The organism is Prevotella sp. P3-122, from assembly GCF_002251365.1.
GTDB lineage: Bacteria > Bacteroidota > Bacteroidia > Bacteroidales > Bacteroidaceae > Prevotella.
Genome location: NZ_NPJH01000038.1, coordinates 52,476 through 79,384 on the forward strand (window position 1 = coordinate 52,476; position 26,909 = coordinate 79,384).

A 26,909-nucleotide genomic window follows, 5' to 3' on the forward strand; every position below is an offset into this window, starting at 1 on the left:
GGCCAAACAAAACTGGCATTTTTTAGTTAAATATTTGCGTAAACTTACTAATTGTAAGTGTATTGCGCTGTTAGCCTCGTGGATGGCTGGTCAGGTCATTAGTTTGTTCAAACTCAGATTTCTCTAACGAGACTTATGGCTTCTCAATGATTTCGCGCTGTAAGCGCAAAAGCATATATAACAGCAGAGACAGGTAACGCTTTTGCACTTACAGCGCGTGTCGGGAACTACAGAATTTCCCCCTTTTGGGTACAATATTACTTTAGTCCCTTAGACCTTCACCCTTAGTCCTTAGCCCTTCACCCTTCGTCCTTAGACCCCCTAATAAACAAACGAGCTGCCTCCGAGGAATTCCCTAAGCAGACTTGTGGGAGGGATGTCGTCGTAGGGCATGGGCTTGAAGTATTTCAGGAACTTCAGCAGCCTGTATGCCTCCGAGTGCTCGGGGCAGTTTTCCGGTACCTGCTCAAGCAGCGGCTCAGCCTGTTGCTTGATTACTCCAATCTCGAAGAGCATTGCAGAGTTGAACATTGCATCGGCATTTTCCTGGAATGGGAATATCCATTTGTTCTCGCCTGCCCTTACGCTTGGCCATCGTCTGATGGTCTCTCGTGCGTCTACACCTCTATATTTATAGTCGCGTATGATGCGGCGGAGCAGACGGTTGTCTGTAGTTGGTATGTAGTTGTGGTCGTCAAGGAGTATCGTTGTCAGTGCCGACACGTACACGCGGTATTTCAGTTCCTCTGGTATCTGTGCCGTCAGCTCAGGGTTCAGCGCATGTATGCCTTCGACGATGAGCACGTTGTCGGGGTTCATCCTCAGCCTCTTGCCGCTCTTCACACTCTTGCCCGTCGGGAAGTCATAGCGTGGCAGTTCCACCTCCTCGCCATTGAACAGTGCGTTGAACTGCTCGTTCATAAGAGGCAGGTTCAGTGCCCTGACGCTCTCGAAGTCGTAGTCGCCGGACTCGTCGCGCGGTGTCAGCTCCCGGTCAACGAAATAGTCGTCGAGTGATATCTGCAAGGGCTTGATGCCGTTGGTGAGCAGCTGTATGGACAGGCGCTTGCATGTGGTGGTCTTGCCGCTCGACGACGGTCCAGCAAGCAGTATGAGCTTCACTCCCTTTCGGCTGGCTATCTCGTCAGCGATGCGGGCTATCTTCTTCTCCTGCAATGCCTCGCTGACATTTATCAGGTCTATGGCATGTCCGGCATCCACGGCAGCATTGAAGTCACCGACCGTGCGCACGCCGAGAAGATCTTGCCAGCGGTGGTGCTCCTTGAATATCTCGAACAGCTTGTTCTGCTGAATCATGGGTGGGAGCTGCCCTGGATTGTCGACCGACGGAATACGCAGCAGTACGCCATCGTAATACAGATCGAGTCCGAAGAGGTATATCTGTGACGTGTTGGTGAGCAGTGAGCCGTAATAGTAGTCGTAGTAGCCGTCGATGTCGTAATATACAGTGTACATCCTTCCCGTGGTCTTCAGCAGTCGGGCCTTCGAGGTGTCTCCGAGCCTGCTGAACAGCTCTATAGCCTCGTCGGTGGTAGTCTCGTGCCTCTTTACCGGTAGTGCGGCGGCAATGATTTCCTGCATGCGGCTCTTCAGCCTTGCCACGTCGTCGGCCGTTACTGGTCTTCCGAGTTGCAGGTCGCAGTAGTAGCCGTTGCTCACGGGTATGTCTATCACCACCCTCACGTCACCCCACAGGTCTTTCACGGCCTTGCTCAGTATGAAGAACAGGGTGCGGGTATAGTTGCGTGAGCCAGAGCCGGATGTCATGTCGAGAAACTCAACGTCCTTGTTGTGGTAAAGCCTGTAATGGAGGCCTACCACCTTGTTGTTCACTTTGGCGCAGATGGGGCCATAGGGCATTTCCAGATTAATTTGGCTAAAAACCTCAGAAAGTGTGCTTCCGATTGCTACATTTATATTTTTTTTATTATTTTTGCAACGGATTTGTATTACTTGTTTCATTTCCGTGTAGGTTTTACTTGGTTAGTGGAATAGTATTAAAAGGCACGATGCCATTTCAGGCAAATATACACCTAATTAGCGACACAACAAAGCAATCACCACAAAATAAAAGTTAAATTATGTCGATTTGGATTTTTTTTAAGATTATCGGCTCGTTGGCTTTGCTCATCTATGGTATGAAAGTGATGAGCGAGGCGTTGCAGAAGATGGCAGGCTCACAGTTGCGCCATATTCTCGGGACGATGACAAAGAACCGGTTCACCGGTATGTTCACCGGTATGTTTGTAACCTGCTCCGTGCAATCGTCCTCGGCAACGACCGTAATGACGGTGTCTTTCGTAAACGCGGGGCTCCTTACGCTTGCTCAGGCAATATCCGTCATTATGGGTGCCAACATCGGTACAACACTGACGGCGTGGATTATGAGTCTCGGTTTCAGCGTTGACCTCACGAGCGTTGTCTATCCAGCCTTCTTCCTGGGTATCATGCTCATCTATTCGAAGAGCAAGCGCTACGTTGGCGATTTCCTCTTTGGTATTGCGTTCCTATTCTATTCTCTTGTGCTCCTCAGTACGGCCGGCAAGGAACTCGACCTTGAGCACAACTCTGCAGTAATCGACTTCTTTAGCTCTTTCGACACTGGCAGCCATCTCACCATTATCATATTCCTGCTCATTGGCACCGTCATCACCTGCATAGTGCAGTCATCGGCAGCTGTTATGGCCATTACCATCATGCTATGCTCATCTGGCGTGTTGCCCATTTATCTCGGTATAGCCCTTGTGATGGGCGAGAATATCGGTACCACCGCCACTGCCAACCTTGCGGCACTTGGAGCTAATTCACAGGCAAGGCGTGCGGCACTGGCGCATTTAGTGTTCAACGTCATCGGTGTTGTATGGGTGATGTGCCTGTTCTATCCCTTCGTTGACCTCGTGTGCTCGCTCGTAGGCTACGACCCGAAGAGCACAAGCTACACCGTTCAGCAACTCACCGTGAAGCTGCCCGTGGTGCTTGCCGCCTTCCACACATGTTTCAATATCACCAATACCGGTGTGCTGATATGGTTCATTCCGCAGATAGAGAAGCTCGTATGCAAGCTCATTAAGAATAAGAATAAGGAAGAGGACGAGGAGTTCCGCCTGAGATATATCGGTGGCACCACCATCATGAAGACTCCCGAGCTCTCAGTGCTTGAGGCACAGAAGGAAATCCACTCTTTCGGCGAGCGCATAGAGCGCATGTTCGGCATGGTGAGAGAACTGCTTGAGGAAAAGGACGAGAGCAAGTTCGTAAAGCTATTCTCGCGTATAGAGAAGTACGAGGGCATCTCCGACAGTATGGAGATAGAGATTGCCAAATACCTCGACCAGGTCAGCGACGCACACCTCAGTGATGACACCAAGGCCAAGATAAGGGCCATGCTCAGGGAGATTTCCGAGATAGAGAGTATCGGTGACAGCTGCTATAACATTGCGCGCACCATCAACCGGAAGATTAAGGGTAAGGAAGACTTTATCCCAAGCCAATACGAGCATGTTCATCAGATGTTCGAGCTTACGCACAACGCCCTTGTACAGATGAATATCACACTGGTAAGGCATAAGGATGAGCTTGACGCCAACCGCTCGTTCAACATCGAGAACGAGATAAACAACTTCCGCAATCAGCTCAAGAGCCAGAACATCAATGATATCAACAACCACAAGTACACTTACGCCATCGGCACTATGTACATGGACATTATCCAGGAGTGCGAGAAGCTTGGCGACTATGTCGTAAACGTTGTTGAGGCCCGTATGGGCTTGCGCCAGAGAGGCTATTAGCAACTCCGCCTTTTCAGGCATATAAAAGATAATAAAACACAGCAGGATCCCCCCCGAGGTCCTGCTGTGTTATTGTGTAATTTCTAACGTAAGCTCGATGTAAAGGCTAGGAGGAATTGTTTTCCACGGATTGCACGGATAACACAGATTTTGTCCACAAGGCGGACGAAGGATGTCAACATGAAAACAATAATCCACGCAAGATATACTAAATTGTCTGATCGTATGTTATTTTATCGGGTGAAATAACCTGTCCTTAGTTCCCAGCGCCTCAATCTCCTCCATTGTGAATGGCGGACGCCAGCGCATGGTGCCATTGTTTATCCCCACACCTTTTATATAATAGCGGTTACGGTAGCCTTCAGGCGTGAACTCCCCTGTTCCACCGATGTCTGCTATCCTCATGCCGTGGTTATGCAGGCATGTGGTAATCATCACCTCCGAGTGTGCCGAGTGTCCTTCTTTCATGTAGCTATCGAGCAGAGCCAAAGCCCTGTTCGAGTACCTGCATATAGGGTTAAACCCTTTCACACATTCCTCCAAGGCATATCTGCAGTTATTATCTCTATGCCACCACGGCCATTCCCTGTTCCCCTCTCCATATTTCTCAATATGGCTGCTCAGGAAGTCATAGTCATCAAGATTGCCATCGCAGTCATACATCAATGTTGACCATTCGCCCGTAAACACCACATCGTATTCTATAAACCAATAATGACGGTATTGAGGGTTGTCAAGGAAGAAACGGAGAGGGATGAAATGTGGACTGCCTGGTATCAGTGTATCGCCTATAGGGTTATATTCCAAACTATTTAAATCATCTGTTGTATAAATGTTGGCATTTACTCCTTCTGGCAGTAGTATCTCATCACGATTATTACGCGTTATAATCCATACTACATCATATAATTCCGTAGGTAGCAGCTCTCGTAGACACCAATACCTTTCTATATAAACATCACTTATGATGTGAGAAACATAAAGTACAACAATTCTATTGGCCATAATATAAACGGATGTTTCTACTATATTCATAACTATCCACCAATGTTGGCGCAAAGCACATTGGTGGATAGTTGGGTAAGATTAATTAAGTCTTACAGGATATGAGTTAGCCTTTGTCTCACTACTGTCCCGTTAAAATGAACGAATTGTTCTTTGAAATTGCTGAAATATAGTCATTTATGAGCAGGTTTGAATGCGCGACGATTTGAATTTGTAATTTTGCAGTCTATTAATTAAGATTGCAGATGAACAAAGACATACTGACAAGACACCTCTCAGATAACTGTTCAACAAGACTATTTCCAATGATGTCAAAGAGCAATTAAGTCCCCTTATTCCAAGTGTGTTTGATTAATATTTAGCTCGTCCCAATTTTAACGGGACACTAATTAAGCGTTATTTATAATCCTGTAAAAATGCTTTTAATGTCTTTGTTATTTGTGTTATTTTGTCCGCCTCGACCGATTCGTCACCCCAATGATATATATTTATTGGGGATTTGAAAGTTCCATTTTTATCAAAATTCAGTATCAAATAATCTGTATATGGAACAAAACCTGTTTTTGGAGTCCTGCAATCTTTGATAACGAAAAAAGACAAGACATTGTCTTTCTCTATATATCGGCATGGTATCCACATGATATCCCGTGATAAACTATTTTGGTCGAGCGTATCTGGTATCAGTGACAGACATGATCCAAAGGGTAGTTCTACCTGGTCATTCGAAGGGGTAAACAATGTATGGTCCACATTGGGCTTGTCCCATTTCAGAAAATAGGACATGAACTGATCAAAAGAAAATTGTTTTACAGAGGACATCATATCTACAATCTCTTTGTGAGGGGCCTTAATGATTCGTGTTTTAATCTTTCCAACGGATGTGAGATAATATTCGTTCGTATAAACTGTATATTCAAGATTTTTGTACTGACGCAGTAAGCTGGCATCGTTTAATGTTCTTTGTTCTACAACTATTCCTAATCCATGTTTTAATGTTGACATGTGTGTTATGTATGCTGCACCAGAACGCCCAACTATCTTGCAATCCAAAATTTCACCTTTGCGGGAATATGTGATTATCACATAATCCGTTCCTTCGTTTTCTATGAACCATTGACTGTTGCCATCCTGAAAATTTGAACAATACCGTTGCAAGGTGACAACAATGTAGTTTTTATATTCAACATAGCACCCTTTTTGCCAACTTACATTTTCCACCCTACAAGTACACTCTTCAGTTGTCATAGGTAAATACTTAGAGTATTGTCCCGGATTCTCAATGAAGTCGAATGCCTTACCGAAAGATGTACTATCAATACACTCCGTTTTCTTAAATTCTGAAAGAAATTTCAGAAAAGAAACTTGATTGGCATTTATGTGTGCAAACGGTAATAGCAAGAACAATAATATTATATTTTTTGACATACTTAATACTATTATAGCTTTATAGTTTTCTAACTACTCTGTCATGGTTAGATGGCGGAGTAGTTACGGAATTTATGATAAAACTTAACAAAAGTTACTTTCAAACTCATCTTGGGTATAAGGGTTACTAGGAGTACCCTTATCATTGTCACCACTGTCACTTTGTGCGCTTGCACTGTACATTTTAATTGTTTTCATGTCTTTTAAGTTTTAAAATTAACGAATTATTTTTTATAATAAGTAGGCAGCCTGGGGATTACTATTCATGAGGCTGTCTATACCGGCAAGACGGGAGGACACTGGTCATACCCTGTGCCTAATATCAATACGGTAGAGGCAACAAGCAGCAGCACGGCTGCTGATATGCTCAGGAACTTCTTTGTAACAAAACCTGTCATGCTCATTCTTTATGTCACTTGCAAAGGTAAGAAAAAAAGAGAACTCTTCAAACCTTATACTGCCTCTGTGGGAAATACAATCAAAGTAGAGCATACTGCGTTGGCAAAGTAAGTACTACTGCTTTTGAAAGGCAGTAGTACTGCTATAGCAAAGTCGGTATTACTCTTTTGCTAATTATCCTTCTTTATGTGAGGGAAGGGTGAGGGGTAGGCACCCATATAGTCATTCTATTTCGCCAAGTTTTTTCCAGATATCCAGAAACGTAGCGTGGTCAACCTTTTTGCCATAGCTGACCTTCACCTTTGCATCAGATAGCAGATCATAGGCTTGTTGGCTTATATAGTCCGCATATACCTCCACTACACCGCCCTCAGCCATTATCTTTGCAGCAGTCCTTCCGACGGCCTTGTCGGCAAGCTTTGCTCCGAGGAGCAACTCCGGCTCCTGAGTAGAGATGTCGTACAGGTTGCGTACTCCCTGCCCGCCAAAGCTCCGTTGGCGGCCCTCGTGCAACACAACGAGCGAGTAGTGCCCAGTATGCAGGGTATCAATAAGTTGTTGCATCATAATAAATTCGGATTTTAGTTGCTTATCTGTCACAAAGACACCTTCTGGGTATCCTTTTTGCAAAGATAGTGCAAACGAGTGAGATGTCAAAACAAAAATGGCATTTTTTGTCTTTGCATTTCCGAGTGCCGCCTATCTTTTTCAGAATAGCAAATAAAATCCGAATGTATGTAAATTATTCTAAATAGTTTCAGTAAGAGCCCGTCTTTCTTTTTCCTATTGTCTGTTGCCGCTATTATCTGACAACCGTTTTCTTTCCACCTATTATATATATACCGGGTTGCTTGCCGTTGCTCCTGACACCCTGCAGGGTGTATATCGGCTCGTTGTCGGCATTTACCGTCTCGCTCACACCCTTGATGGCTGTTGTCTGCTCTTTCAGGTAGCTGACATAGTCGGGCAGGAAGTAGCCTACGTGTGGAGGCTGGTTGTATGCGGTGTTCTGCCATGCTATGCCCATACGGTAGGTATGGTCGTGCATCAGGGTCGGCACGCGGTAGATGGTAGAGATGTTGGTTGTGAAGATATTTATCGTGCAGCCGTCGGAAGAGTCCCAGAGGAGTATTTCCTCGCGCCAGTCACCGAGGAGGTCGGCCTGCAGGTTAGGGGTTTTCTTGGTGCTATTGCATGTAGATGAGTTGCCGTAATCATATAGAGTCAGCAGTCTTGTCATGCTGCTGCCGCTCCATGTGTCCATGGTGTTGCCGTCGAGAAGCTCGTCCTGCAGGTCACCGTTCCAGTAGCAGCGGAAGTTGAGCGTTGTCGACTTGGTGCTTACCACCTCGTTTGCGGCATTGCGCTGGCTGCGGTCGTTGGATGACGAGAACTCATAGCCTCTGTTGGAGCTTATGATGTCCGATGCTATGCCTCGTCCGTTGTCAGCAGAGCCGTCGGCCTTGCAGATGACATCACCTGTAGCAGCGTCGTGCAGGTCCCATCCGTATGGTGACTCCTCGTGAACGGTGAACACCTCCATGCCTGGCCTGTCTGGGTCGATGTCGCCCACGTGCAGGGCGTCGCCATGTCCGTAGCCTGTAGAGTAGAGCAGGGTGCCGTCATGGTTGATGGCCGATGCTCCCAGCGTAATCTCGTCGTTGCCGTCGCCGTCGTAGTCGCCTACGCTGAGGTTGTGGTTGCCGTTGCCGTAGGCAGTCCTGCTGCCGGTGATCTTTCCTTTAGGTATAGGAGCGTTGTATGTTACGGTAGTTCCATTGGCTGAGGTCACGCTATACTGTGTCTTCGAGAAAGAGGAGTGCAGCCACTTTGTTTGCAGCTCCTTGCCGTCGAAGCCTACAGCCCATACGTAGGAGTATGTGTAGTAGCCCCTCACCATTATGGCCGACGGGTTGGCGTCGGGACCGTCTATGTATGCCACGGCGGCAAGATACCGCTCACCACGGTTGCCGTATTCCTTGTCGGTCTTTCCCGAGCGGTCGTCCCAGTTCTTGGTCCATCCATCCTCACCGCCAATGCCTCCGTTCCTGTTCGGATTGTAGTACACGGTATGTATCGCCTTGCCCGTCAGGCCTTCGAACACCGTCAGCCACTCCTGTCCGCCCGTCACCTTGCCGCTGGTGTTGCGCCAGTCCTTGGTGTTATCCACGGTCTTGATGGTCTCGTCGGTAGCGGCCTCGCTGACATAGTTGCCATTGCCGTCCTTGCTGCCTGCCGCCGTCTTGCATATCAGTTCGGCCTTGCCGTCACCGTCGAAGTCGTAGACGAGGAACTGAGTGTAGTGTGCGCCCGCCCTGGTGTTTTGTCCGAGGTCTATGCGCCACAGCTTGGTGGGAGTCTCCGAGGTCATGTCGAGCTTGTATGCGTCAATGTATACGTTGCCCGTATATCCCGACTGTGAGTTGTCCTTCGAGTTCGACGGGTCCCATTTCACGATAAGCTCATACTGTCCGTCACCGTCCACGTCGCCAACAGAGCAGTCGTTGGGCGAGTATGTGTACTGAGCTCCGTCCAAGGTGCCACCCGCCGGGCGGTCAAGAGTCTGGCGCAGGTAGATGTTGCTCCATGGTGTCACGGGCTTTGTGCGATCCACCTCCACGTCATTCACCTTTGCCACAATCTCGTAGCTGTTGGTCTTTGCGCCGTAGGTGTCGGTATAGTTGGAAACCGTGAGGTCGCGCTTGATGGTGCTTCCGTCCCTTACGATGTCGAACTTCGTCTGCAGGTCGTCAGTACCGAGAAATCTCCAGCTGAGGAAAATACCCTTGCCGCTCGATGCGGGCAATGCCACTGGTGCGCGGTCTATCTTCTCCATCTGCGACACTGGGGTGTAGAACAGGTTGTTGTTGCGGCCCTGCGTAAGGTCGTCGGCAGGAACGTCAGCAGGATTGTAGTCGTAGAGGCGTAGCGTCCATACCACCTGCTTGCCTTGCGGAGTGAATGTCAGCGTACCAGTAGCGGCCTCGACAAGTGTCACGCTGCGTGTTACGGGGACGGTAGAGCCGTTGGCGGTCTTTTGCGGGAATACTATTGCTGTGGCAGAGTATTCCTTGCCGTTAAGCTCGCCCAGATAGCTGTCCACGTCGGGATAGTTGTCGTAGCCGTATATCTCGACGTGCTTCACCGATACTCCCTCGGGCAGGGTGATAGTGTATTGCAGTCCGGCAGAGTATTTGATGCCTCCGTTAGCAGCCTGGTAGGTTTTAGACGCATCAGAGGCCATCACTGAGAAGCCTCCTTGGAAACTCCATGGGCCAACGGCACCTGATGACGCCGAGCAGGTGGCTGCCGACAGCTCGTAGATGTTGTTTGCGCTCATGCCCAATGATGTGCAGAGCAGCATAAGTGATAATAGTAGTTTTCTCATATTATGTTTTTGTAGATTTTATGTGTTGCGTTATTCTTCCAGCGGCTCTATCTTAACGAGGAACAGGTTCACCGACTTGTCTTTGGCCAGCGTGTGCGTGCCAGCGTCGAGAGTTGTCGTGTAGGTGTTGCCCGTGCCCGTAATCTTCTCTCCGTCAATCTTCAGCGACGCTGTCTCTGCGGCACCGAAGTAGAAGGTTACCTTTGACTTTGCTGCCAGTGTGAACGACACCTGCGTTGACGACTCCATCTTCAGACAAGTGGAGTAGGTCACTCCGTCAACGGTAATCTCTCCCTTTGAGCTGCTGCCGTTGCCTGTAACGGTGAAAACGGATGAGCTGGGCTGTCCGTCAGCACCGAACGATACCAGCAGAACCTCAGAGGGGTCTACGGACTGTTCTGGGTCAGAAGGCTCGTCAGGAGTCTCGGGAATCTCTGTCTCGCTACCGAAGATGCCCTTTAGCGAGGTGGTGTATGCCTGCAGTGCAGACATCAGTGCGGTGTTCACTCCGTAATCAGTATCGTCTGTCGCATTGTCGAATGTCCATTTGAGGTCACCATGGTTCAGTCGTCCCGCACCATAGTAGCCCGTAACTCTCTGGGGCACGTCCTTGGCCTCGCAAGGCTGGTAGCCGTACATCAGCTCTGTGTCGGTATCGAAGTTGTTGTATGGTGTTCCGCCATGGTTGGTAACTATGGTCTCGGGAACCTTTTCCAGTCTGCTTGCAGTCTCGTAGGCGTCGAAGCTCGTGGGGTTGCTCTGCCATGTGGTGTAGTTGCTTGCGCTTAGTCCTGTCCTTACATTTGCAAACGACTTTATGAAGCCGCCGTCCTCGCCGGAGAAGGTTGTCTTCACCGACCCGCTCGTTGCCTCTGGATCGTGTCCCTGCCTGGCCATGAGCATGGGGTATTTGCAGTTTCTGAAATAGTTTGCCTCTACGAATGCACTCGACCCCATTGTCGTTCCTACGCCGTATTTGGCATTGCCGTCGTAGTAGTTGTTCCACAGGTGTACCGTCATGGTGCGTATGCGCGGATGCCGCGAGTCGCTATGGTCGAACCAGTTGTCGTGGTAGCTGATATAGTTCGGTCCCGTCTCCGATGTCATGCCGCAGAGCGATGACTTGCCGCTGTCGAAGAAGTGGCACGACGCAATGGTGATATACTGTGAGTCGCCCTTCAGGTCAACGGTGCCGTCGCCCTTCGCCTGGTCGGAGTCGCTGCCGGCCTGTCCATAGAAGAGGTCTATGTTGTGAACCCATATGTGTCTGTTCTTGGTGTCGAGCGATATGGCGTCGTCCATACACAGAATGTTGCCGAAGTTGCGCAGCTCCACGCTGACAGCATTCCTTACCAGGATGCCAAAGCCATACAGGGTGGCATCGTCACCGATACCCTCGATGGTGATGTTCAGGGTGGTATACCCGGAGTTGCCTTTCACCTGCAGTCCCTCGGCAGAGCTGCCCAGCGTTCCCATGTCCTCCTTCTTGAGCAGTCCTATCACCCTCACGCATAGCGGAGTAGAGGCCAGGGTGCCCTTGCTGTATGACGTGAGCAGCGGCTGCAGCTCAGCGGCATTCTCCTTCGTTATGTACACCACCTTGGCATTGGCCTTCAGCGTACCGTCGTTGTTGTATGCTCCGATGCCCTCGCTACGGCCATGATGGGCAAAGCCGTCACGGTTGTAGGGCACCACCTTTAGCCCTTCCGCTGTCGAGGCGTCGCCCTCGCTGTCGTCTTCGTATACGGGCACAACCTTCAGACTGTAGGTGCTTGCGCGAAGTCCCACTACGTCTACACGTCCGTATGTGCCGTAGTCTCTTACCAGCTGTCCGTCCACCTTGTGGTAGTCGGCCTCGTCGTCACTTTTTACGTAAGCATTGTAGCTTTTCGCACCCTCTGCAAGCCTGAACTTCGCATACAGGCTCTCGTGCCATCCGCGAGCCTCGGTGATGAGGTTGTTGGCCACGGGAGCAGGCTCGTCCGCACGTGTGCCTATGGCAAGCACCATGTCCTTGTAGGTGTCGGTACCGTGAGTGGTAGTGACAGTGACGGTGTTGGTATCATCGTCAATCTCTACTGCCTCCACCTCTGTTTCATCATAAACTTTCTCGGTGCCGTCGGCGAAAGTCAGCACGAGCGACATCAGCAGGTATAGTATTTGATTCATATCTTTCTGTTTGTTTTAGTTTTTAGTCTGTTGATTATTTCTTATCGCAAGTTCGAGGTTCCTGGGACTTTCTATCCCCCGTCGTGCTATCTTCCTTCCTTTCCCCTCACAATTTTCTTTCCGTCCTTAATGTATACGCCCTTGTGTGCAGGCTTGTACACCTTGACGCCGCCTATGGTATGGCATTGTCCGGTAATATTCTTGCCCACTGTTGTGTTCTTGATAGCCGTTGTGTTGATGTTGCTTATGTACACGGCAAAAGCCGAGCGGTCGACGGTCTGGGTATTGCCGTCGGCAAAGGTTATGACAGCGTTGTCACCCTGGAACGCTATCTTACGTACACTATTGTCCACTTTGCCGCCCTGTATAACAACCGTCTGTTTCTGGTCGGCCATCGCTGACGCAGCCAATGACATGGCAGCGAAAAGTAAAAGTTTTCTTATCATGATTGTATAGGTATACTTTTTCGGCAAAATTACTATTTTTATTCTTATATATAATAATATGTGTGATAAAACAACACGAAAACGTTTGCGAATATCGCCAGTAAGCTACATCTGATTAACTCACCTTTCAGCGGTTGGAAATCTCCAGTGAGATGATTGAAATGAAACAGAATTAATTATTTCCTTTTTACATAAACGGAATGTTAATATTGTGTTACAATATAATGAAATAAGTGTGAAACTTGTTGGGTTAGTATGGTTTTTATTATCTTTGCAGCGATGTGTGAATGAAAACCGTGAGGCTATCAAGGTTAAGTATGTAATAATAGCATGAAGATGGACATAAAAAAGTATAAAAGTCCGTTGTTGGTAATTGTCATTTGCTTTATAGCTTTCTTTGTGAACAATGATGTCATTGTGCCTGATATTATGGAGTCGCGCAATATCGTCACTGCTCGCGAGATGGTGTATGACGGTCATTGGATAGTGAGCCTCGCAGGGTCGCTGACCATAGTGAGCTATGCGCTGATACGGCATGACATAGTGCTCATTGTCGGGCAGTCGTTCGGCATCGTGGCATATACCCGAAACCTGATGCTGCTCAGGAAGTGAGAGCAGCTCTGCCCTTCGACCTGAATGGTGACAAAATGGGTGTAAAAATTTGCTTATGTCCGCAAAGTTTTATACCTTTGCGTTATTAATATAAACTAATCGAAATATGGAAGGAAATATCACAATGCCTCAAATAATTATTTCGGAAATATTGCTCCTTATACTGGGGCATTTTAAAAAATATTACCATGGAAGAATTGGAGTTTTATAAAGAGTGGTGCTTAATCATGTACGATTATGCATGTAATTATTTTATTAATGATTGTATTGATAAAAATGAAATACCGAACATCAAAAAAGATTTTGAAAAAATGCAAAACGATATTATCAAATTCTATAGAAACGGAAATCTCAGGAAGTTAAAAGAATGGTTTTCCTATGGAAATGAATTGCGTCCATCTCCTTCAGATAAAGAATATCCAATCCTCAACGCCCGCCTTCGTGCGGCCTGTGGCAAAGACCTGCGTGACTTCGACAAGAAACGATTGGATAAGGTGAGAAAGATAGAGGAGAGAGGGTATATAAAGACCAACAGCGAATACTATCAGATACGCAACCACATCGACTATCTTGAAGCTACAAATGGCACGGACGAGGAAATCATAAAATTCGACACTATGATAAGCCTCTATGAGGAGAAAATAAGAGAGAAGATGGAGAAACAGAAGAAAAAGAGGGACAGACCCTGAAAGGTAATGACGGTCGCAATTACTTCATGTTTGCAAAAGGTCTTAGAAATTATTTCTATAGGAAATGGGGAATACCAAGAGTGTATGACTACGTAAAGAATCCTAATATAAATCTACAGAATGGTGTCGTTTCGCAATCAGGTTTCGAAGGTGCAATAACTGGACATGTGGAATATTTCTATAAAGGGCATGACGGGCATTGGAATTCTATAGATGGACAACTCGAGGGAGGAGCATTTGCGTATTATTATAAAAAAGCCATAACAGAATTATGGAAATGTGGATTTAAATAAAATAATAAGACGTATGATTATCTCAAAACTATTAAATGAAATCTTGATAATAATGTTGCTAATTTTAGTTCCTGTTTCATGCGTAAATAAAAACAAGCAAAATGAAACTCATTTAATTGCTGTAACTTACAGAGGTTATGAAGATAAGACATATTACCTTATAAAAGGTGATACGGTTTCAAGCATTTGTTTTTCTACTTTTAAGTACTCAAATGGAACATATGACATAATTGGTGACGGCATTGACTCAATATATTGCAAAAGGAAAATTCCCGAGCTTAAAAACAAAACATTTAATCACAGAAAAGGACATGTTAGTGACGAGCTAATATCTGAACTTTCAACTTTTTTAAGTCTGGCAAAAGATGAATTAAATTTTGATTCTATTAGGGGTATAACGTTTAGAGGTGCTGATGTCTTTGATGTTACTGTAGCCTTGTCTAATGATTTTGCATGCCATAAATGTGATAATGTTTATAAACGCATAAAAGAATTCATGGATAAAATTCCCCTCAAAGATAAAATGAATGTGGTTTTGAAACCATACAATATTGAAGTTTCATCCATTATCTTAGATTATGATAGTAAAGTTTTAAAAAGAAATACAAAAGAACACCATATGAACAGTGCAGATTATGGTTATTCCGGTGCTGTTCCACAAGAGTATTCATATGTGTTTTGGCTGAGAGCAATAATAGAAAGTCGTTTGATGGCAGAATGAAGTATGAGGTATTTGGCAAGCCTGTAGTTGATAGATGTGCTATTGGTTTTGAAGGTAAAATGGCCATTAGGGGACGAGAACAGCAACTTATTGATTATCATGGAGGAATTGGAAACAAAAAAAGTAGCAAATAAAATTAGAGGGGTTGCAAAATGGAATCCTGCAGGAAGAACTTATCATCAAAAAGCAAATAAAATATTTGGGAACATAGCACCTTACACAGGTTATTAAATTTATATATTATGGACGAGTTAACATTTTACAAAGAATGGAATTTAATCATGTACGATTTTACATACAATTGTAGTATTCGTTCTGAGAACGATGAGAGTTTACGTGAAGAATATCGAAGAGATTTTGAGAATATAAAAAACAAAATTATCGAATTTTACAACAATGGTAATCTCAGAATGCTAAAAAGGTGGTTTAAGTATGCCAATGAAATGATACCATTTCCGGACGAGCCTGAATATCCAATCCTCAACGCCCGCCTTCGTGCGGCCTGTGGCAAAGACCTGCGTGACTTCGACAAGAAACGATTGGATAAGGTGAGAAAGATAGAGGAGAGAGGGTATATAAAGACCAACAGCGAATACTATCAGATACGCAACCACATCGACTATCTTGAAGCTACAAATGGCACGGACGAGGAAATCATAAAGTTCGACACTATGATAAGCCTCTATGAGGAGAAAATAAGAGAGAAGATGGAGAAACAGAAGAAAAAGAGGGACAGGCAAGAATAATATGCCTATTTAGTAGCAGTATATACTGGCGACATAGGCATCATAGGCGGAGACTGGTACACAAGGATGGCTCTGCACTTAATCTCTGACGGAACAATGGAGGCTTTGCAGGGTCATAGGGACAGGCGCCTTGGTTCACTCTTTCGGGTCGATGAACGTGTCCCTGTGGTTCTGATTCAGATTCATGATGATTATCTACTGAAAAAAACATCCGGCAGTTGCATGATTGGACAACTTTTGCTATCTTTGCACCATGAAACGGCGGATATTGACATACGGCGGTTACTTTGAGGCATTCATGAACACCTTGAATGAAAAAGAACAGGAGAAAATCCAATATGGACTTCTCCTGCTCAAAAACCAGGACAGACTTCCCAAGAAGTTCGTCAAACTTATCAGGGATGGCCTGTATGAGTTGCGTGCCGAATATGGAGGCAACATCTTTCGGGTGTTCTTCATATTCGACGAAGGCAAGGTCGTTGTCCTGTTCAATGGCTTTCAAAAGAAAAGCCAGAAGACTCCACCAAATGAAATAGAAAAAGCATTAAAGATAAAGGAGGCATATTATGCAGACAAACAATCATCAAATCGTTGACTACGATTTAGTTCTTGACCAGAAGTTTGGCAAGGAGGGGACTCCTGAGCGTATAAAGGCAGAAGAGGATGCATTCTCTTTCTATTCCGGTCAGATACTGCTCGATGCACGCAAGGAGGCAAAAGTGACGCAAACCGAGTTGGCAAGACGCATCAACTCCACCAAGTCTTATATATCCAAGGTGGAGAATGGTGTCATCGTGCCCAGTGTAGGTGCATTCTATCGCATCATCAATGCACTTGGAATGAGGGTGGAGGTGGTTAAGCCGATATATTGATTTGGGGCTCCACCACCTTCGGGTCATAGGGACTTGGGTCATAGGGGCAGGCGCCTTGGTTCACTTTTTCGGGTCGATGAACCTGTCCGTGTAATTCCGGACGACCACAAAGAGTGCCTTCACAGGTGGCTTCTGGGGCGCATTGGGCGGAATGGCTAACTTCGGCATAGGTTCTTTAGGCGGAGACTGGTACACAAGGATGGCTCTGCACTCAATCTCTGACGGAACAATGGAGGCTTTGCAGGGCGGACACTTTGAGCATGGGCTGTATGTGGGCATGGTTTCTGCTGGAGGCAACGAACTGATTTCAGGCTATGCCAATCACATGACTGATGTTGGGACAATAGCTACAAGCGCTGTTCTTGGCGGCGTAGTGTCGGAGATTGGTGGCGGCAAGTTTGCCAACGGCGCAATGACATCTGCTTTTCAGATGATGTACAACCACATGATTCATGATAGAATGAGCAAACATGACAAATTATTTGTTTGTTCAAAAACGGAATATGACGATTGGGAAAATCGTGTTAGGAAGAAAGCTTTTAATTATATGATAAATCGGTCTAAATTTACGAACTGTGAAGTTGCCGCTGCTGTGTTAGAAAACGGCTCAATATTAGTATTTCGGGATGGTGAAAATGGTGAATATCACAGTATAAACTATTTTGTCAATTTATCGGATGATCCCAAGACTTATGTCAGTATCAATGGACAATATGAACCAGTATCTTTCCAAGTACATACTCACCCGTATATCCCTAATACCCCAGATGATCCTATAGGTATAAAGGGAGCTGATAGCGTGATGGCAAATAAACGTTTTAATGGGATTGTACACGTATTGAATGTTCAAGATAAGAAATTTTACAGTGTCACAACAAGTCAACCAACAAAATACAACATAATACCATGGTAAAAACTATACAGAGAATTATATTGCTCGTAGCATTTGGGTATACATTATGCTTTTGTTCAGAACAGACAAGCAGCCGAAAAGAGTGCGAATTTGTTCTGAACAATAAAGAACTGAAACGGGAAATTCTATACTATCTGTCATTAACCGACAAATATGATTATGGTATTCCTACAACCTGTCACATATTCTATCAGCAGATAAATGACAGTATTGACAGGTTCGAGGTGATGCTCCTTGCCAATGGTGAGGACTTCAGAAACAATCCCTATATTATAAAAGCGTGCCTAAACAATAAAGATGTTTTCTTACATTATGGAGCTTCCTCTAAAATGGACAACACAAATTCATCGTATTTGGTGATGACAGATAGGGCATACGAGAATATTCTAAAAGAGTATTATCCTAAACAATATGACGAATATCTGTCAAACAGGAACAAAAGAATAAAAAAAAGCACAATTGTCGGACTTGACAGTCCTACATATATTCTTTGTTTCAGAAATGGGATGCTATACAGTAAACAAATGTTGGGGCTTATCCCAAAATAATGTTTTATGCTATTCTTGGCAGAATAAAATATTATTCGTTTTTTTTGCGGCAACAAAACGTTATATCGCATGGCAACGACAGAAGATAGGTTTCTATATAAGACTTTTGCAACAAAATGCCCGAGATTCATGTTCTGTGAGTCTCGGGCTGTTTGTAGTACGGTGTTTGAGCATTGGCTAACTGGTGAAAGTCTCCAACGAGCCATATTGAAGCAACATCAAACCATCTTCTTACTTCGCTAATGGCCATGTGAGGTATCTGTGCAGGAGATAGAAGTTGGAGGCGAGAAGATACAAGGTGATGACGAGAACGGGCAGGGCAAGCCATTTGTGACGCCTGACGGCATAGCCTGTAGCAATAGGTATGACGAATGCCCAATGGGCTGTCATGATTTGTACCTCGTCTATGGCGAAGCCTAAGAGGATGTGAAGGGTGGCGTTGAATGTGAGGATGGCGGCAAGCAGCCACAGCAGCCGCTCGCGTCGGCCATACCACATGCCAAGGACGAATATGACGGCATAGGCTGCCTCTATGGCATAGCTTCCCCACCAGAGATAGCGCACGATGACGGGCCGGTGCCAGAGCACGTCGCCGAGGATATGCTTGCGGTGGAACTGTATGGACTCTCCGAGCATGTTCTCAACCACTATCTCGGTCTTGGTGATGTTGTCCTTTATCCATTTCGTCGTGCTGTCTGTCTGCCGCTGGAAGATGAGTACGGATGACAGCAGGAATATTGTCGGGAGGACATAGGCGGCGAGCAAGCGCCGTGGCCTCAGGGCGTCGCGCCCATGGAAGATGATGTCGGCGAGGAATACCACCACTCCGTTTGTGAGCGTCACTCCTGCCGTGAGCGTATAGAGAAGGCATTGCGTTGCTGTGCTTACGGTGCTGCGTGTGGCATGTTGGTGGATGACGAGGAGCAGGAGGAACAGCGACAGGCAGAAATGGTCGGGTACGATGAGCGACACCATAATATATGCGAAGGAGAGGAAGAAGACAGTGAGCAGCGTGGCTGTCCATCGTCCTGTTCCTACTGCACGTACGAGTATGCTGCGCATGAGCAGGGCAGAGCCATAGCCACAGCCGAATAGCAATGCTCCGCAGACAAACTGCACGCAGTTGGCACCCGTGAGCTGCCACAGCAGGCTGTTGATGGCGTATAGCGGCCATACGAGCCATGCCAGCAGGGGATGGCGCAGGATATCGTAGCCCATGTGCCAGTCGGTGACGACATGATAGGTTAAGGGGTCGAAGCCTGCCATGTGGAAATTGGCCATGAAGACATGCCATGAGCTGTCATCATAGTGCATGAACTGGTCAAGAAACCGGGCTATGAAGAAGTAGTGGAGGACAAGCAGCAGCAGGGCGATGAGTGCCGGTGACAGCCAGTGGTCAAGTTTGGTGCCCGATAGTCTTGATTTGAGGTCGCTTATGTTAGGAACTGGCATACGAGTGTGATGTTCCATCCGAAGAGGAATGACGTGATAATAATTATTATTGAGCGGAATATCCAGGCGAATTGTGGATTTATGAGCCTCAGGAAGAAGGCCATGGCTATTGGTATGACGTATGCCCAGTGGGCCGTCATGATGTATGCCTCGTTGAGGCCGAAGCCCAGTCCTACGTGCAGCGTCATGTCGAGCAGGAAGTATGCCATGCACGACCATAGGAACGTGTTTCGCAGTCCGCACAGTATGCCAAATATGAAGAGCAGCACGATAATTGCCTCGACGATATAGTTTGTAGCCATGGTGTAGTGGACTATCATTGGTCTCTTGCGCAGAACGTCTTGCAGCAGATAGTCCTTATGCAGCTGAATGCCCTCACCGAATACGTTCTCCACCAGCGATTCCCAACGTGGCGTGGTTACGTCAGTCCAGCTCAGGAAGCCCTTTTTGGCAATGGGCGCTCCTGCTACCTTGCGTTTCGGCTTTGCCTTTGTGTTTTTCGCAGGCTCTGGGGTCTTGCCCTGAGCCAGCATCACCGAGTCTCTCTGTGCCTTGGCAAACTCGGCGGCCTTTTTCCTTGCTGCTTCCTTCTTGGCCTTGGCCTTATGGCGTGCTTGCTCAGTAGGGTATACAAACACCCGGTATTCCCATCGGGCTATTCCCCAGAGGAGGAGCGACGGAAGCAGAACCGCCAGAAGCAGGAATGCGGGGTGGAAGAACTTGCGCCGGTTGACGAAGAGAGCCGACAGGAACACCTTCAGACCATTGTTGAGTGACGTGCCGGCCGTGAAGACAAAGTAGACGATGGTTTGCCATATCTTCATAGGCCTGCGGCTGGCCAGCCTGCGTCCCGTGACATAGAGCGAGAGAATGAGCATCATGCTGGAGAAGATGAAATGGTCGGGAACCATGGCCGCCAGCATGATGAAGGCAAACGACTGGTAGAGTGCCACGAGGAGCGTGGAGTCAAAGCGGTCGAGGAGTGTTATCTCGCGCAGTATTCTGTAGAGGAATATGTCGGCATAGAATGCGCTGCCCACCTGCATGGCGGCAACGATGAAGATGGCGCAGTTGATGCCCGTGATGAACATCAGGGCCTGGTTGAGCAGGTAGGCGGGGTACATGAAGAAAGCCAGCAGAGGATGGCGGAAGACATTGTAGCCTGCCGACCAGTCGCTCACGACACTGAGCGTTATGGGGTCGAAGCCGGAGATGTGGAAGTTGCGTATGAACAGGGGCCAGTAGTATTTCTGCAGCGGGGTGAAGAGGCTGTAGTAGTGGGCTATGACGATGGCATTGAGAGCCAGCAGCAGGAGCAGCAGCACGGTGGCGAGCATGCGTTCCTCGCGCCTTATGGCGAATATGCGTAGGATGTTTCTCATTGCTTCTTTAGGAAATATCTGACAAGGATGAAGTTTATTGGTACGCAGATGGCGAACACGGGTATCAGCGCAAGGTCCTTGGGCAGGCCAAGCCACAACATCAGGGCCAGCGTCGCTGTCTGCAGGGTGTAGTTGATGAGATGTGAGAAGGCGAAGCCCAGCCCGCGCCTTGCCGTCGATTTCACCTGGAAGGTGTAGTGCGTAGAGGCCACGTAGTTGAAGGCGAAGCTCAGTGCGTAGGCGATGGTGTTTGCCAGGGTGGGGTGTACAAGCCTGTTGAGCAGTACGTACAGTCCGTACTGCAGGAGCGTGGCCACTGCGCCCACAATGCCGAAGCGCACCACTTCGCGGAGCCTGTTGCTGTCAGTCGCCGAAGGGCTTGTAGTATGATTTGTCTGCATAGTCTATCATCTCTTTGTCGCCTCTGCTGTCGCCATAGGCGGTGATGAGGCATTGTTCTCTGCTTATGTTGAGGCTGTCGAGGTATTCCTGTATGCGTCTTGCCTTCTCTGCTCCGTAGCAGTTGGCACCATCTATGTGGCCTGTAATCTTCCCGTTGCTCACCTCCAGTCTTGTTCCTGTAACGGTGGTTTCGGCTCCGAACGCCAGTTCCGCCATCTTGCTTACCCAGTTTTCCGCGCTTGCGCTGACGATGACGGTTTGTTGCCCTTTGGCATTGAGCGTGCGTATCATGTCAATGGCCTGCGGACGGATGAGGTCCTGGCGTGCTTGCGCGAAGTCGTTGCACAGCCGGTTGAAGTCGGCTTCGGGCATGCCGCCAAAGAACCATGCCAGCAGCCGCTCCTTGGCACGCCAGTTGGGGTAGAGGCCCAGCTTCATCAGTATGAGGAGGGGGCTCAGGCAGGCCAGTCCCGTGAGCAGTCCCGTGGTGCCACGCACAAACCTTATCAGTTCTATCATGGTGTCGGCAGTGGTCAGCGTGCCGTCGAAGTCGAAGGTATGTATATATGTCTTCTGCATGTTGTCAGAGTATGTATATCAGTGTGAGGAATGTCAGTCCCCATGCTACTACCACTAACTGCAGGAACCGGTCGCTGAGAATGGCTTTCGTCGGGTCGCCGCTCTTCTGGTCGACAACGGCAATCTGTATGTACCGCAGCAGTCCCACGAGCACGAATATGCTCGTGAGGTACAGGTGGTTGGTGTTGAAGTTCGATGTCACCTCTGCCGATACGGTGTACATGATGTAGCATACGAGGGTTACGGAGCCTGTAATGGTGATGGCCTCGTTGATGAACGTGAGGTTGTAGCGTATGGTGTTCTTGCGTGGCGCCTCGCCCGTGGCGTTCATCCGCAGCACGTCGTCGCGCCGTTTGGCGAACGAGAGGAAGAGTGTCAGGAGGAATGTCATCAGCACCAGCCAGTGGCTCACGGTCACCTCGGTAGCCGCACCGCCTGCCAATATGCGCAGTACGAAGCCGAAGGCAATGATGCACACATCGATGATGGCATAGTCCTTGAGCTTTGAGCAGTAGGCGATGTTCAGCAGCCAGTAGAAGGTAAGGATGCCGCCCACGGTGAGCCACAGGCTGTCGAGCAGTGAGGCCACGGCGAGTGATGCGGCGAAGAGTGATGCCATGAGCAGGTAGGCCACGCGCATGCTGATGGCTCCCGAGGCTACGGGGCGGTGGCATTTTACGGGATGGCGCCTGTCGGCCTCTACGTCTACGACATCGTTGAAACAGTATATTGATGATGCCGAGAGGCTGAAGGCCACGAAGGTGATGATGGAGGCAATGATGTCCGAGGTGTCGAGCAGCGAACCTCCAAAGAACATAGGGAAGAACACGAAGGTATTCTTCAGCCATTGCTTTGGGCGTATGAGTTTCAGTATATTCTTCATTTCGCAATGATTTTGCATGTTACTTTCTCTATCAGTGTGTGCAGCAGCCATGCCAGCGGCATTGTGATGACTGCCGTCAGAAGGAATGTGGGCCAGTAGCCGAGGTGCATCTTCTCGATGTGGCACAGCACGAAGTGGCTGTGTATGAGGTATGCCTCAAGGCTCACCGCCCCTACGAAGCGCATCAGGCTGTTCACTCTGGCCGGCATGCGCCGGAAGATGCGGTTGAGCAGCATGATGGTCGTTATGGTGAAGGGAATGTACAGCATCCTCTCCACGAACAGCGGAAAGTGGCCGTGGCGCTGTTGCTCCAGATAGAGGCATGTGCCGAAGGTCAGTGTCCATATGGCCGCGAGCATCCATACGGCCTGTCCGTCGATGGTCTGCTTGCGCTGGACTATAGAGCCGAAGTTGATACCTAAGAGGAATATGGGCACGCGGCTCCAGAATATCTCCAGATGGCCTACGGCATTGTGGATGGGTATCACCCATTGCACCATCACGCACCAGATGATGCTTATCAGCGGCAGCCACCGGTACATGGGGTGCTTGCGTATTAGTATCATGTAGAATGGCGCAATGGTGTAGAGCATCATGATGGCGGGAATATACCAGAAGGTAAGCTCGTCATAGAGCCAGAAGTCCCAGTTGATGGTGATGTCGCCGATGAGGTCAGCCCATTCTTTTATGGTGGTGCCGTGGAAGCGCGGTATGTAGTAGGCGCTGGCCATGATGAGCCAGGCGGGGTAAATGCGGACGTAGCGGTTGCGGAAAAAGCGCAGCAGCATGCTGCGGATGTCCATGCCCGAGTCTGCCATGCGGGACCAGGAATACCACAGCCCGACACCGCTCAGGAAGAGGAAGATGTCAACACCCACGTTGCCCGTGCGCCTGAGACCGAAGAAGGGGTCCCAGCGGTCGAGACCAACGTGGAAAAGGATGATGAACAGCATCGCCGCGCCCATCTGCTCACCGCGGAAGCGGCTGATGTTGGCAAGCTCGATATCGGGTATTCTCATTTCATCTTGGGTTTAGGCAGTCGTGACATTATTTCCTTGAATAGCCATGCCAGACACAGGCTGGCAATGATGTAGAGCAGCAGTCCCGCATAGTGGTCGCCACAGCGCGAGATGGGTATGAATATCTTGCGTGTTATGGGGTGGCATACGAATAGTGCTGCGCTAATCTCGCCCATCCATACTGCTGCCCACATGATGCTCTTCGCACGGGCAAGCAGCTTGGCCAGTGCGGCGCAGGCCGCTATGATGACGATGGGTGTGAGTGTCCAGCCTATTACGCTACAGCTCGTAACGATGGCCAGAAGCGACAGCAGCACTGTAAGCGCGGCCAGCGTGGGGGTGGAGATGGCGAGCGGACGGTCAATGATGCGTGCTGCGAGGATGCCTGCACCGAAGGGCAGCATGCCTCCTGGGAAGTTGTAGCGGTAGCTGTTGATGGCCTCGCCCATAGGCGGCAGGCATAGCTGTATGCCTACGCAGACGGCCATGAGCAGTGCCGTGACGGCCCAGTGGCTGCGGTAGAGCAGAAGGCGGTAGACTATGTATAGTTGCAGCATAAGCCCGAAGAACCAGTACGGCCCGGGCCATATCTGATGGTCAGGGTCTGGCAGCAGGTTGTTGACCATAAGCAGCTGGGCAACAATCTGCGTCACGTCGTAGTGCCAGCGGCCAGGTGTCATGGCGTCGACCATGGTGAAGGCTGCAAATCCGACTATCATCATGCTGAAGAGTTTCAGGAAGTGGTAGCGGGTGAACTGCCATACGCCTGGCTTCTGCTGCGCGTTGCCATATTTCTTTTCCAGGCCGTAGGCACTGAGGAACAGGAATACGGGTACGCCATAGTGGCCGAAGAACGATATCCAGTGCATGGGCAGCAGTGCGTCGGCATTTGTGGTTACGCGCCACAGCCAGTCTACGTTGCCCTGATTGTATTCATACTCGTTCTCCTTAACCACGGGACCGAGCCAGTGGCAGTAGTTGTGCAGGAATATGCCCATTATGGCCAGTCCTCTCATGGCGTTGCATTCCGCCCGTGTAAGCAGTGAGTTGTCGGTGTTCATTTTGCTGGTTTCAGTTTGTCGTAGTCGGTTGTTGCCTTTAGCAGCCGCGGCCGCATCTCGTCGTAGCTGTCGCTCAGTATGTCGTACTCCGCATGGTAGTCGGGTGCGCTGATGCCTGCCAGATGCAGCAGCATGTGTGGCAGTGCGTCGGTCATCAGCCTGCGGTTGCGTGCCGCCCTGATGCGTGCCGTTAGCTCCGGGTGTCTGCGCCTGTATTTTGGTGAGGTGTATATCCAGAACGGAATTTCGAACTCATACCGTGCGAGGTCGTAGTCGATGGCGGCTGAGTGGTTGCGGCAGATGAAGCCGCGTGTGCCCTCGTAGCATTCCTCGCCGTGGTCGGGCATGTATATCACTACGGCATCGCTGTCCTTGTACAGGCGTACTATGCGGTCAACGATGGAGTCGTTGTACAGCGTGGCATTGTCGTAGTCGGCGAGCATGCGGCGCTCCCTCAAGTCAAGCTCCGGCCGTAGTGTATCGTAGGTGCTCACCCATATCTTCTTCCTCGCAGCGGGATAGCGCTGCTTGTAGGCAACGTGCTGCCCGAGCAGGTGGAAGATGGTCAGCGACCGTGCGCCCTCCTGGTCTTTCAGCTGCCTGTAGTCATCGAGCAGTCCGTCGTCGTATCTGTGAACGGTGGCGTTGCGCGAGTCGAACATGCGGCTGCTCAGTATGGGGTTGTTGAGGAAGAAACCGCCGCTGAAGTCGTAGACGGCCTCCTTGGCACGGGGCAGGAACTGGTTGGTGATGAATGTCACGTGGTAGCCAGCCTGACGGAACAGCTCGGGGAAGAGAGGATAGTCGCACCAGTCGCCCTCCTGCCCGATGACGTGCATGGAGAAGATGTTCTTGAAGCAGAAGCTGGTGAGGTTCCATGGCGACACCACGTCGGTGTATTTCGTCAGCAGCCCCGACCGTTCCAGTGCCGACTGCCGTGGCGTGGTCTTCACCGCGTAGCCGTATTGGCTGGAGTGGTGACGGCCGAAGCTCTCGCCAATGATGAGCACTATGTGTGGCGAGGTATACGAGCAGCTGTCCACCCTTGCCTTTGTTGACGCGCCTATGAGCTGCTCTATCTGTCTTGCGGCAAGCTGGTTGCTGCGTATGCTGAACGCTAACCTGTAGATGGGCATGTACATCACGCCGTGGTCCTTGGCCGTGAGCAGGTGCTCCACCTCGCCCACGCTGCTGGCTGACATCAGCCTGTGGCATCCCGCCTTGTTGCCGGCACTTGCCACTGTTGCCCACACCACCACTGCAGCCACAATGATGCCGGCGACTGGCTCAACGGCTGCCATGCGTGCCCGCAGCCGCTGAATGCGTCCAAGGGCGAGCATGCGGCGGCGATAGCTGAGCTTACGGAAGATGCGGCGGCGCAACGACCATGCCACATGCAGTGCCAGCACGCACACGACGTTGCCTACCGGACCGCGAAGAACCTCAGGCGTTAGGTAGGAGCGCAGAAACTCTCCTGCCTCGCGGCTGTCGGTCTCGCCGACAAGCATGAGCATCGACGGATTGAGCGTGGAGCCGAACTTGCCAAAGCAATATACATCGGCCAGGGCCGTGGCATAGAGAACGGTATATGCCACTGCACGGCCAATACCACGCAGGCGGCGCGGCAAGAGGCTAAGCACAAGACAGGCCGCATAGTCATCGACAAACAGCTCAAGCCACAGATTCTCGTAGAGCGTCGCCCCACGGGTGTCGGGAAGGGTGCTAAGAGCACACACGGCTCCCAGAATATACATAAATACGAAGAAACCCACATTGCGGTATATGGGTATCAGCGGTAATGCCAGCAGCTTCCTTATCTTCATTGTTACTATATATTTCTTTTGCAAAAATAATGCAAATACATGACATGACAAAGAAAAAACAGCATTTACTTTCTAGGGTGTCCAATTTGATGTGCAAAAATTGAATATCTTAATTCTTAACTTCATGTCGGTAATTGTCGCGCTGTAAGCGCAAAAGCGCATAGCCCAGGGTAGAGCGTAGCGACACCCTGGGTTATTTCATGTAGGTGAGGGTCGCGCTGTAAGCGCAAAAGCAGGACAAATAACGCTTTTGCGCTTACAGCGCGCATGGAC

General features: G+C 49.0%; 27 protein-coding genes. 11 read left to right on the plus strand and 16 right to left on the minus strand.

Going from position 1 to position 26,909, the window contains the following annotated elements; all coding sequences use genetic code 11:
* Positions 1-321: 321 nt before the first annotated feature.
* Entirely contained in the window at positions 322-1,983 is a 1,662-nt protein-coding gene (locus CIL02_RS07315) for a nucleoside kinase (protein WP_094400420.1), read from the minus strand.
* A gap of 119 nt (positions 1,984-2,102) precedes the next feature.
* Between CIL02_RS07315 and CIL02_RS07320 the strand changes: the two genes are divergently transcribed.
* Entirely contained in the window at positions 2,103-3,809 is a 1,707-nt protein-coding gene (locus CIL02_RS07320; RefSeq protein ID WP_094400422.1) for a Na/Pi cotransporter family protein, read from the plus strand.
* A gap of 228 nt (positions 3,810-4,037) precedes the next feature.
* On the opposite strand, the gene CIL02_RS07325 is transcribed toward CIL02_RS07320, so the two are convergent.
* The 7 genes from CIL02_RS07325 to CIL02_RS07355 all read right to left on the minus strand — a co-directional run bounded on the left by CIL02_RS07325 (position 4,038) and on the right by CIL02_RS07355 (position 12,641).
* Positions 4,038-4,844: a hypothetical protein gene (locus CIL02_RS07325; protein WP_141210156.1), complete on the minus strand. Its 807-nt coding sequence runs from the start codon at positions 4,842-4,844 to the stop codon at positions 4,038-4,040.
* Between the two features lie 366 nt (positions 4,845-5,210).
* Complete coding sequence (locus CIL02_RS07330) at positions 5,211-6,239, minus strand: hypothetical protein (RefSeq protein WP_094400426.1); 1,029 nt, start codon at positions 6,237-6,239, stop codon at positions 5,211-5,213.
* Positions 6,240-6,514: 275 nt separating this feature from the next.
* Complete coding sequence (locus tag CIL02_RS16865) at positions 6,515-6,643, minus strand: hypothetical protein (RefSeq protein ID WP_256387553.1); 129 nt, start codon at positions 6,641-6,643, stop codon at positions 6,515-6,517.
* 217 nt (positions 6,644-6,860) lie between these two features.
* Positions 6,861-7,205: a DUF1893 domain-containing protein gene (locus CIL02_RS07340; RefSeq protein WP_094400430.1), complete on the minus strand. Its 345-nt coding sequence runs from the start codon at positions 7,203-7,205 to the stop codon at positions 6,861-6,863.
* Between the two features lie 235 nt (positions 7,206-7,440).
* Entirely contained in the window at positions 7,441-10,026 is a 2,586-nt protein-coding gene (locus tag CIL02_RS07345; protein ID WP_141210157.1) for a rhamnogalacturonan lyase, read from the minus strand.
* A 30-nt stretch (positions 10,027-10,056) separates the two neighbouring features.
* Complete coding sequence (locus tag CIL02_RS07350) at positions 10,057-12,195, minus strand: hypothetical protein (RefSeq protein WP_094400434.1); 2,139 nt, start codon at positions 12,193-12,195, stop codon at positions 10,057-10,059.
* A gap of 86 nt (positions 12,196-12,281) precedes the next feature.
* Positions 12,282-12,641, minus strand: coding sequence for a hypothetical protein (locus CIL02_RS07355; protein ID WP_141210158.1), 360 nt, complete (start codon positions 12,639-12,641; stop codon positions 12,282-12,284).
* 336 nt (positions 12,642-12,977) lie between these two features.
* Between CIL02_RS07355 and CIL02_RS07360 the strand changes: the two genes are divergently transcribed.
* From CIL02_RS07360 to CIL02_RS07400, 10 genes are all read left to right on the plus strand, one after another.
* Positions 12,978-13,253, plus strand: coding sequence for a lipid-A-disaccharide synthase N-terminal domain-containing protein (locus tag CIL02_RS07360; RefSeq protein ID WP_240513572.1), 276 nt, complete (start codon positions 12,978-12,980; stop codon positions 13,251-13,253).
* A 311-nt stretch (positions 13,254-13,564) separates the two neighbouring features.
* A complete protein-coding gene (locus CIL02_RS07365; RefSeq protein ID WP_141210159.1) occupies positions 13,565-13,942 on the plus strand; it encodes a hypothetical protein in 378 nt (125 codons plus the stop codon).
* Between the two features lie 26 nt (positions 13,943-13,968).
* Entirely contained in the window at positions 13,969-14,235 is a 267-nt protein-coding gene (locus CIL02_RS07370) for a hypothetical protein (RefSeq protein ID WP_094400442.1), read from the plus strand.
* Between the two features lie 13 nt (positions 14,236-14,248).
* Entirely contained in the window at positions 14,249-14,956 is a 708-nt protein-coding gene (locus CIL02_RS07375) for a hypothetical protein (RefSeq protein WP_094400444.1), read from the plus strand.
* A gap of 99 nt (positions 14,957-15,055) precedes the next feature.
* On the plus strand, positions 15,056-15,187 hold the full coding sequence (locus CIL02_RS16870) for a hypothetical protein (protein ID WP_256387554.1): 132 nt from the start codon (positions 15,056-15,058) through the stop codon (positions 15,185-15,187).
* A gap of 212 nt (positions 15,188-15,399) precedes the next feature.
* Positions 15,400-15,702: a hypothetical protein gene (locus tag CIL02_RS07380; protein WP_094400446.1), complete on the plus strand. Its 303-nt coding sequence runs from the start codon at positions 15,400-15,402 to the stop codon at positions 15,700-15,702.
* A gap of 253 nt (positions 15,703-15,955) precedes the next feature.
* A complete protein-coding gene (locus tag CIL02_RS07385) occupies positions 15,956-16,297 on the plus strand; it encodes a type II toxin-antitoxin system RelE/ParE family toxin (RefSeq protein ID WP_094400492.1) in 342 nt (113 codons plus the stop codon).
* Complete coding sequence (locus CIL02_RS07390) at positions 16,269-16,574, plus strand: helix-turn-helix domain-containing protein (protein ID WP_094400448.1); 306 nt, start codon at positions 16,269-16,271, stop codon at positions 16,572-16,574. Before CIL02_RS07385 ends, CIL02_RS07390 begins: the two co-directional genes overlap by 29 nt.
* Before the next feature lie 151 nt (positions 16,575-16,725).
* On the plus strand, positions 16,726-17,487 hold the full coding sequence (locus tag CIL02_RS07395; protein ID WP_094400450.1) for a hypothetical protein: 762 nt from the start codon (positions 16,726-16,728) through the stop codon (positions 17,485-17,487).
* Positions 17,481-18,035, plus strand: a complete 555-nt coding sequence (locus CIL02_RS07400) for a hypothetical protein (RefSeq protein ID WP_094400452.1) — start codon at positions 17,481-17,483, stop codon at positions 18,033-18,035. The genes CIL02_RS07395 and CIL02_RS07400 overlap by 7 nt, the downstream gene beginning before the upstream one ends.
* Before the next feature lie 231 nt (positions 18,036-18,266).
* On the opposite strand, the gene CIL02_RS07405 is transcribed toward CIL02_RS07400, so the two are convergent.
* The 8 genes from CIL02_RS07405 to CIL02_RS07440 are packed head-to-tail and all read right to left on the minus strand — an operon-like array spanning position 18,267 to position 26,636.
* Complete coding sequence (locus tag CIL02_RS07405; RefSeq protein ID WP_094400454.1) at positions 18,267-19,487, minus strand: DUF6080 domain-containing protein; 1,221 nt, start codon at positions 19,485-19,487, stop codon at positions 18,267-18,269.
* Positions 19,469-20,869, minus strand: a complete 1,401-nt coding sequence (locus tag CIL02_RS07410) for a DUF6080 domain-containing protein (protein WP_094400456.1) — start codon at positions 20,867-20,869, stop codon at positions 19,469-19,471. Before CIL02_RS07410 ends, CIL02_RS07405 begins: the two co-directional genes overlap by 19 nt.
* Positions 20,866-21,270, minus strand: coding sequence for a GtrA family protein (locus tag CIL02_RS07415; protein ID WP_094400458.1), 405 nt, complete (start codon positions 21,268-21,270; stop codon positions 20,866-20,868). The genes CIL02_RS07410 and CIL02_RS07415 overlap by 4 nt, the downstream gene beginning before the upstream one ends.
* On the minus strand, positions 21,233-21,850 hold the full coding sequence (locus tag CIL02_RS07420) for an HAD family phosphatase (protein ID WP_094400460.1): 618 nt from the start codon (positions 21,848-21,850) through the stop codon (positions 21,233-21,235). Before CIL02_RS07420 ends, CIL02_RS07415 begins: the two co-directional genes overlap by 38 nt.
* Before the next feature lie 4 nt (positions 21,851-21,854).
* Positions 21,855-22,733 carry a decaprenyl-phosphate phosphoribosyltransferase gene (locus CIL02_RS07425; protein ID WP_240513574.1) on the minus strand — a complete coding sequence of 293 codons (879 nt, stop codon included), beginning with the start codon at positions 22,731-22,733 and terminating at the stop codon, positions 21,855-21,857.
* Positions 22,730-23,752, minus strand: coding sequence for an acyltransferase (locus CIL02_RS07430; RefSeq protein WP_094400464.1), 1,023 nt, complete (start codon positions 23,750-23,752; stop codon positions 22,730-22,732). Before CIL02_RS07430 ends, CIL02_RS07425 begins: the two co-directional genes overlap by 4 nt.
* The gene (locus tag CIL02_RS07435) at positions 23,749-24,813 is read right to left on the minus strand and encodes an acyltransferase (RefSeq protein WP_094400466.1); all 1,065 of its coding nucleotides are present in this window, start codon (positions 24,811-24,813) and stop codon (positions 23,749-23,751) included. The genes CIL02_RS07430 and CIL02_RS07435 overlap by 4 nt, the downstream gene beginning before the upstream one ends.
* Complete coding sequence (locus tag CIL02_RS07440) at positions 24,810-26,636, minus strand: phosphoethanolamine transferase (RefSeq protein ID WP_094400468.1); 1,827 nt, start codon at positions 26,634-26,636, stop codon at positions 24,810-24,812. Before CIL02_RS07440 ends, CIL02_RS07435 begins: the two co-directional genes overlap by 4 nt.
* Positions 26,637-26,909 lie beyond the last annotated feature (273 nt).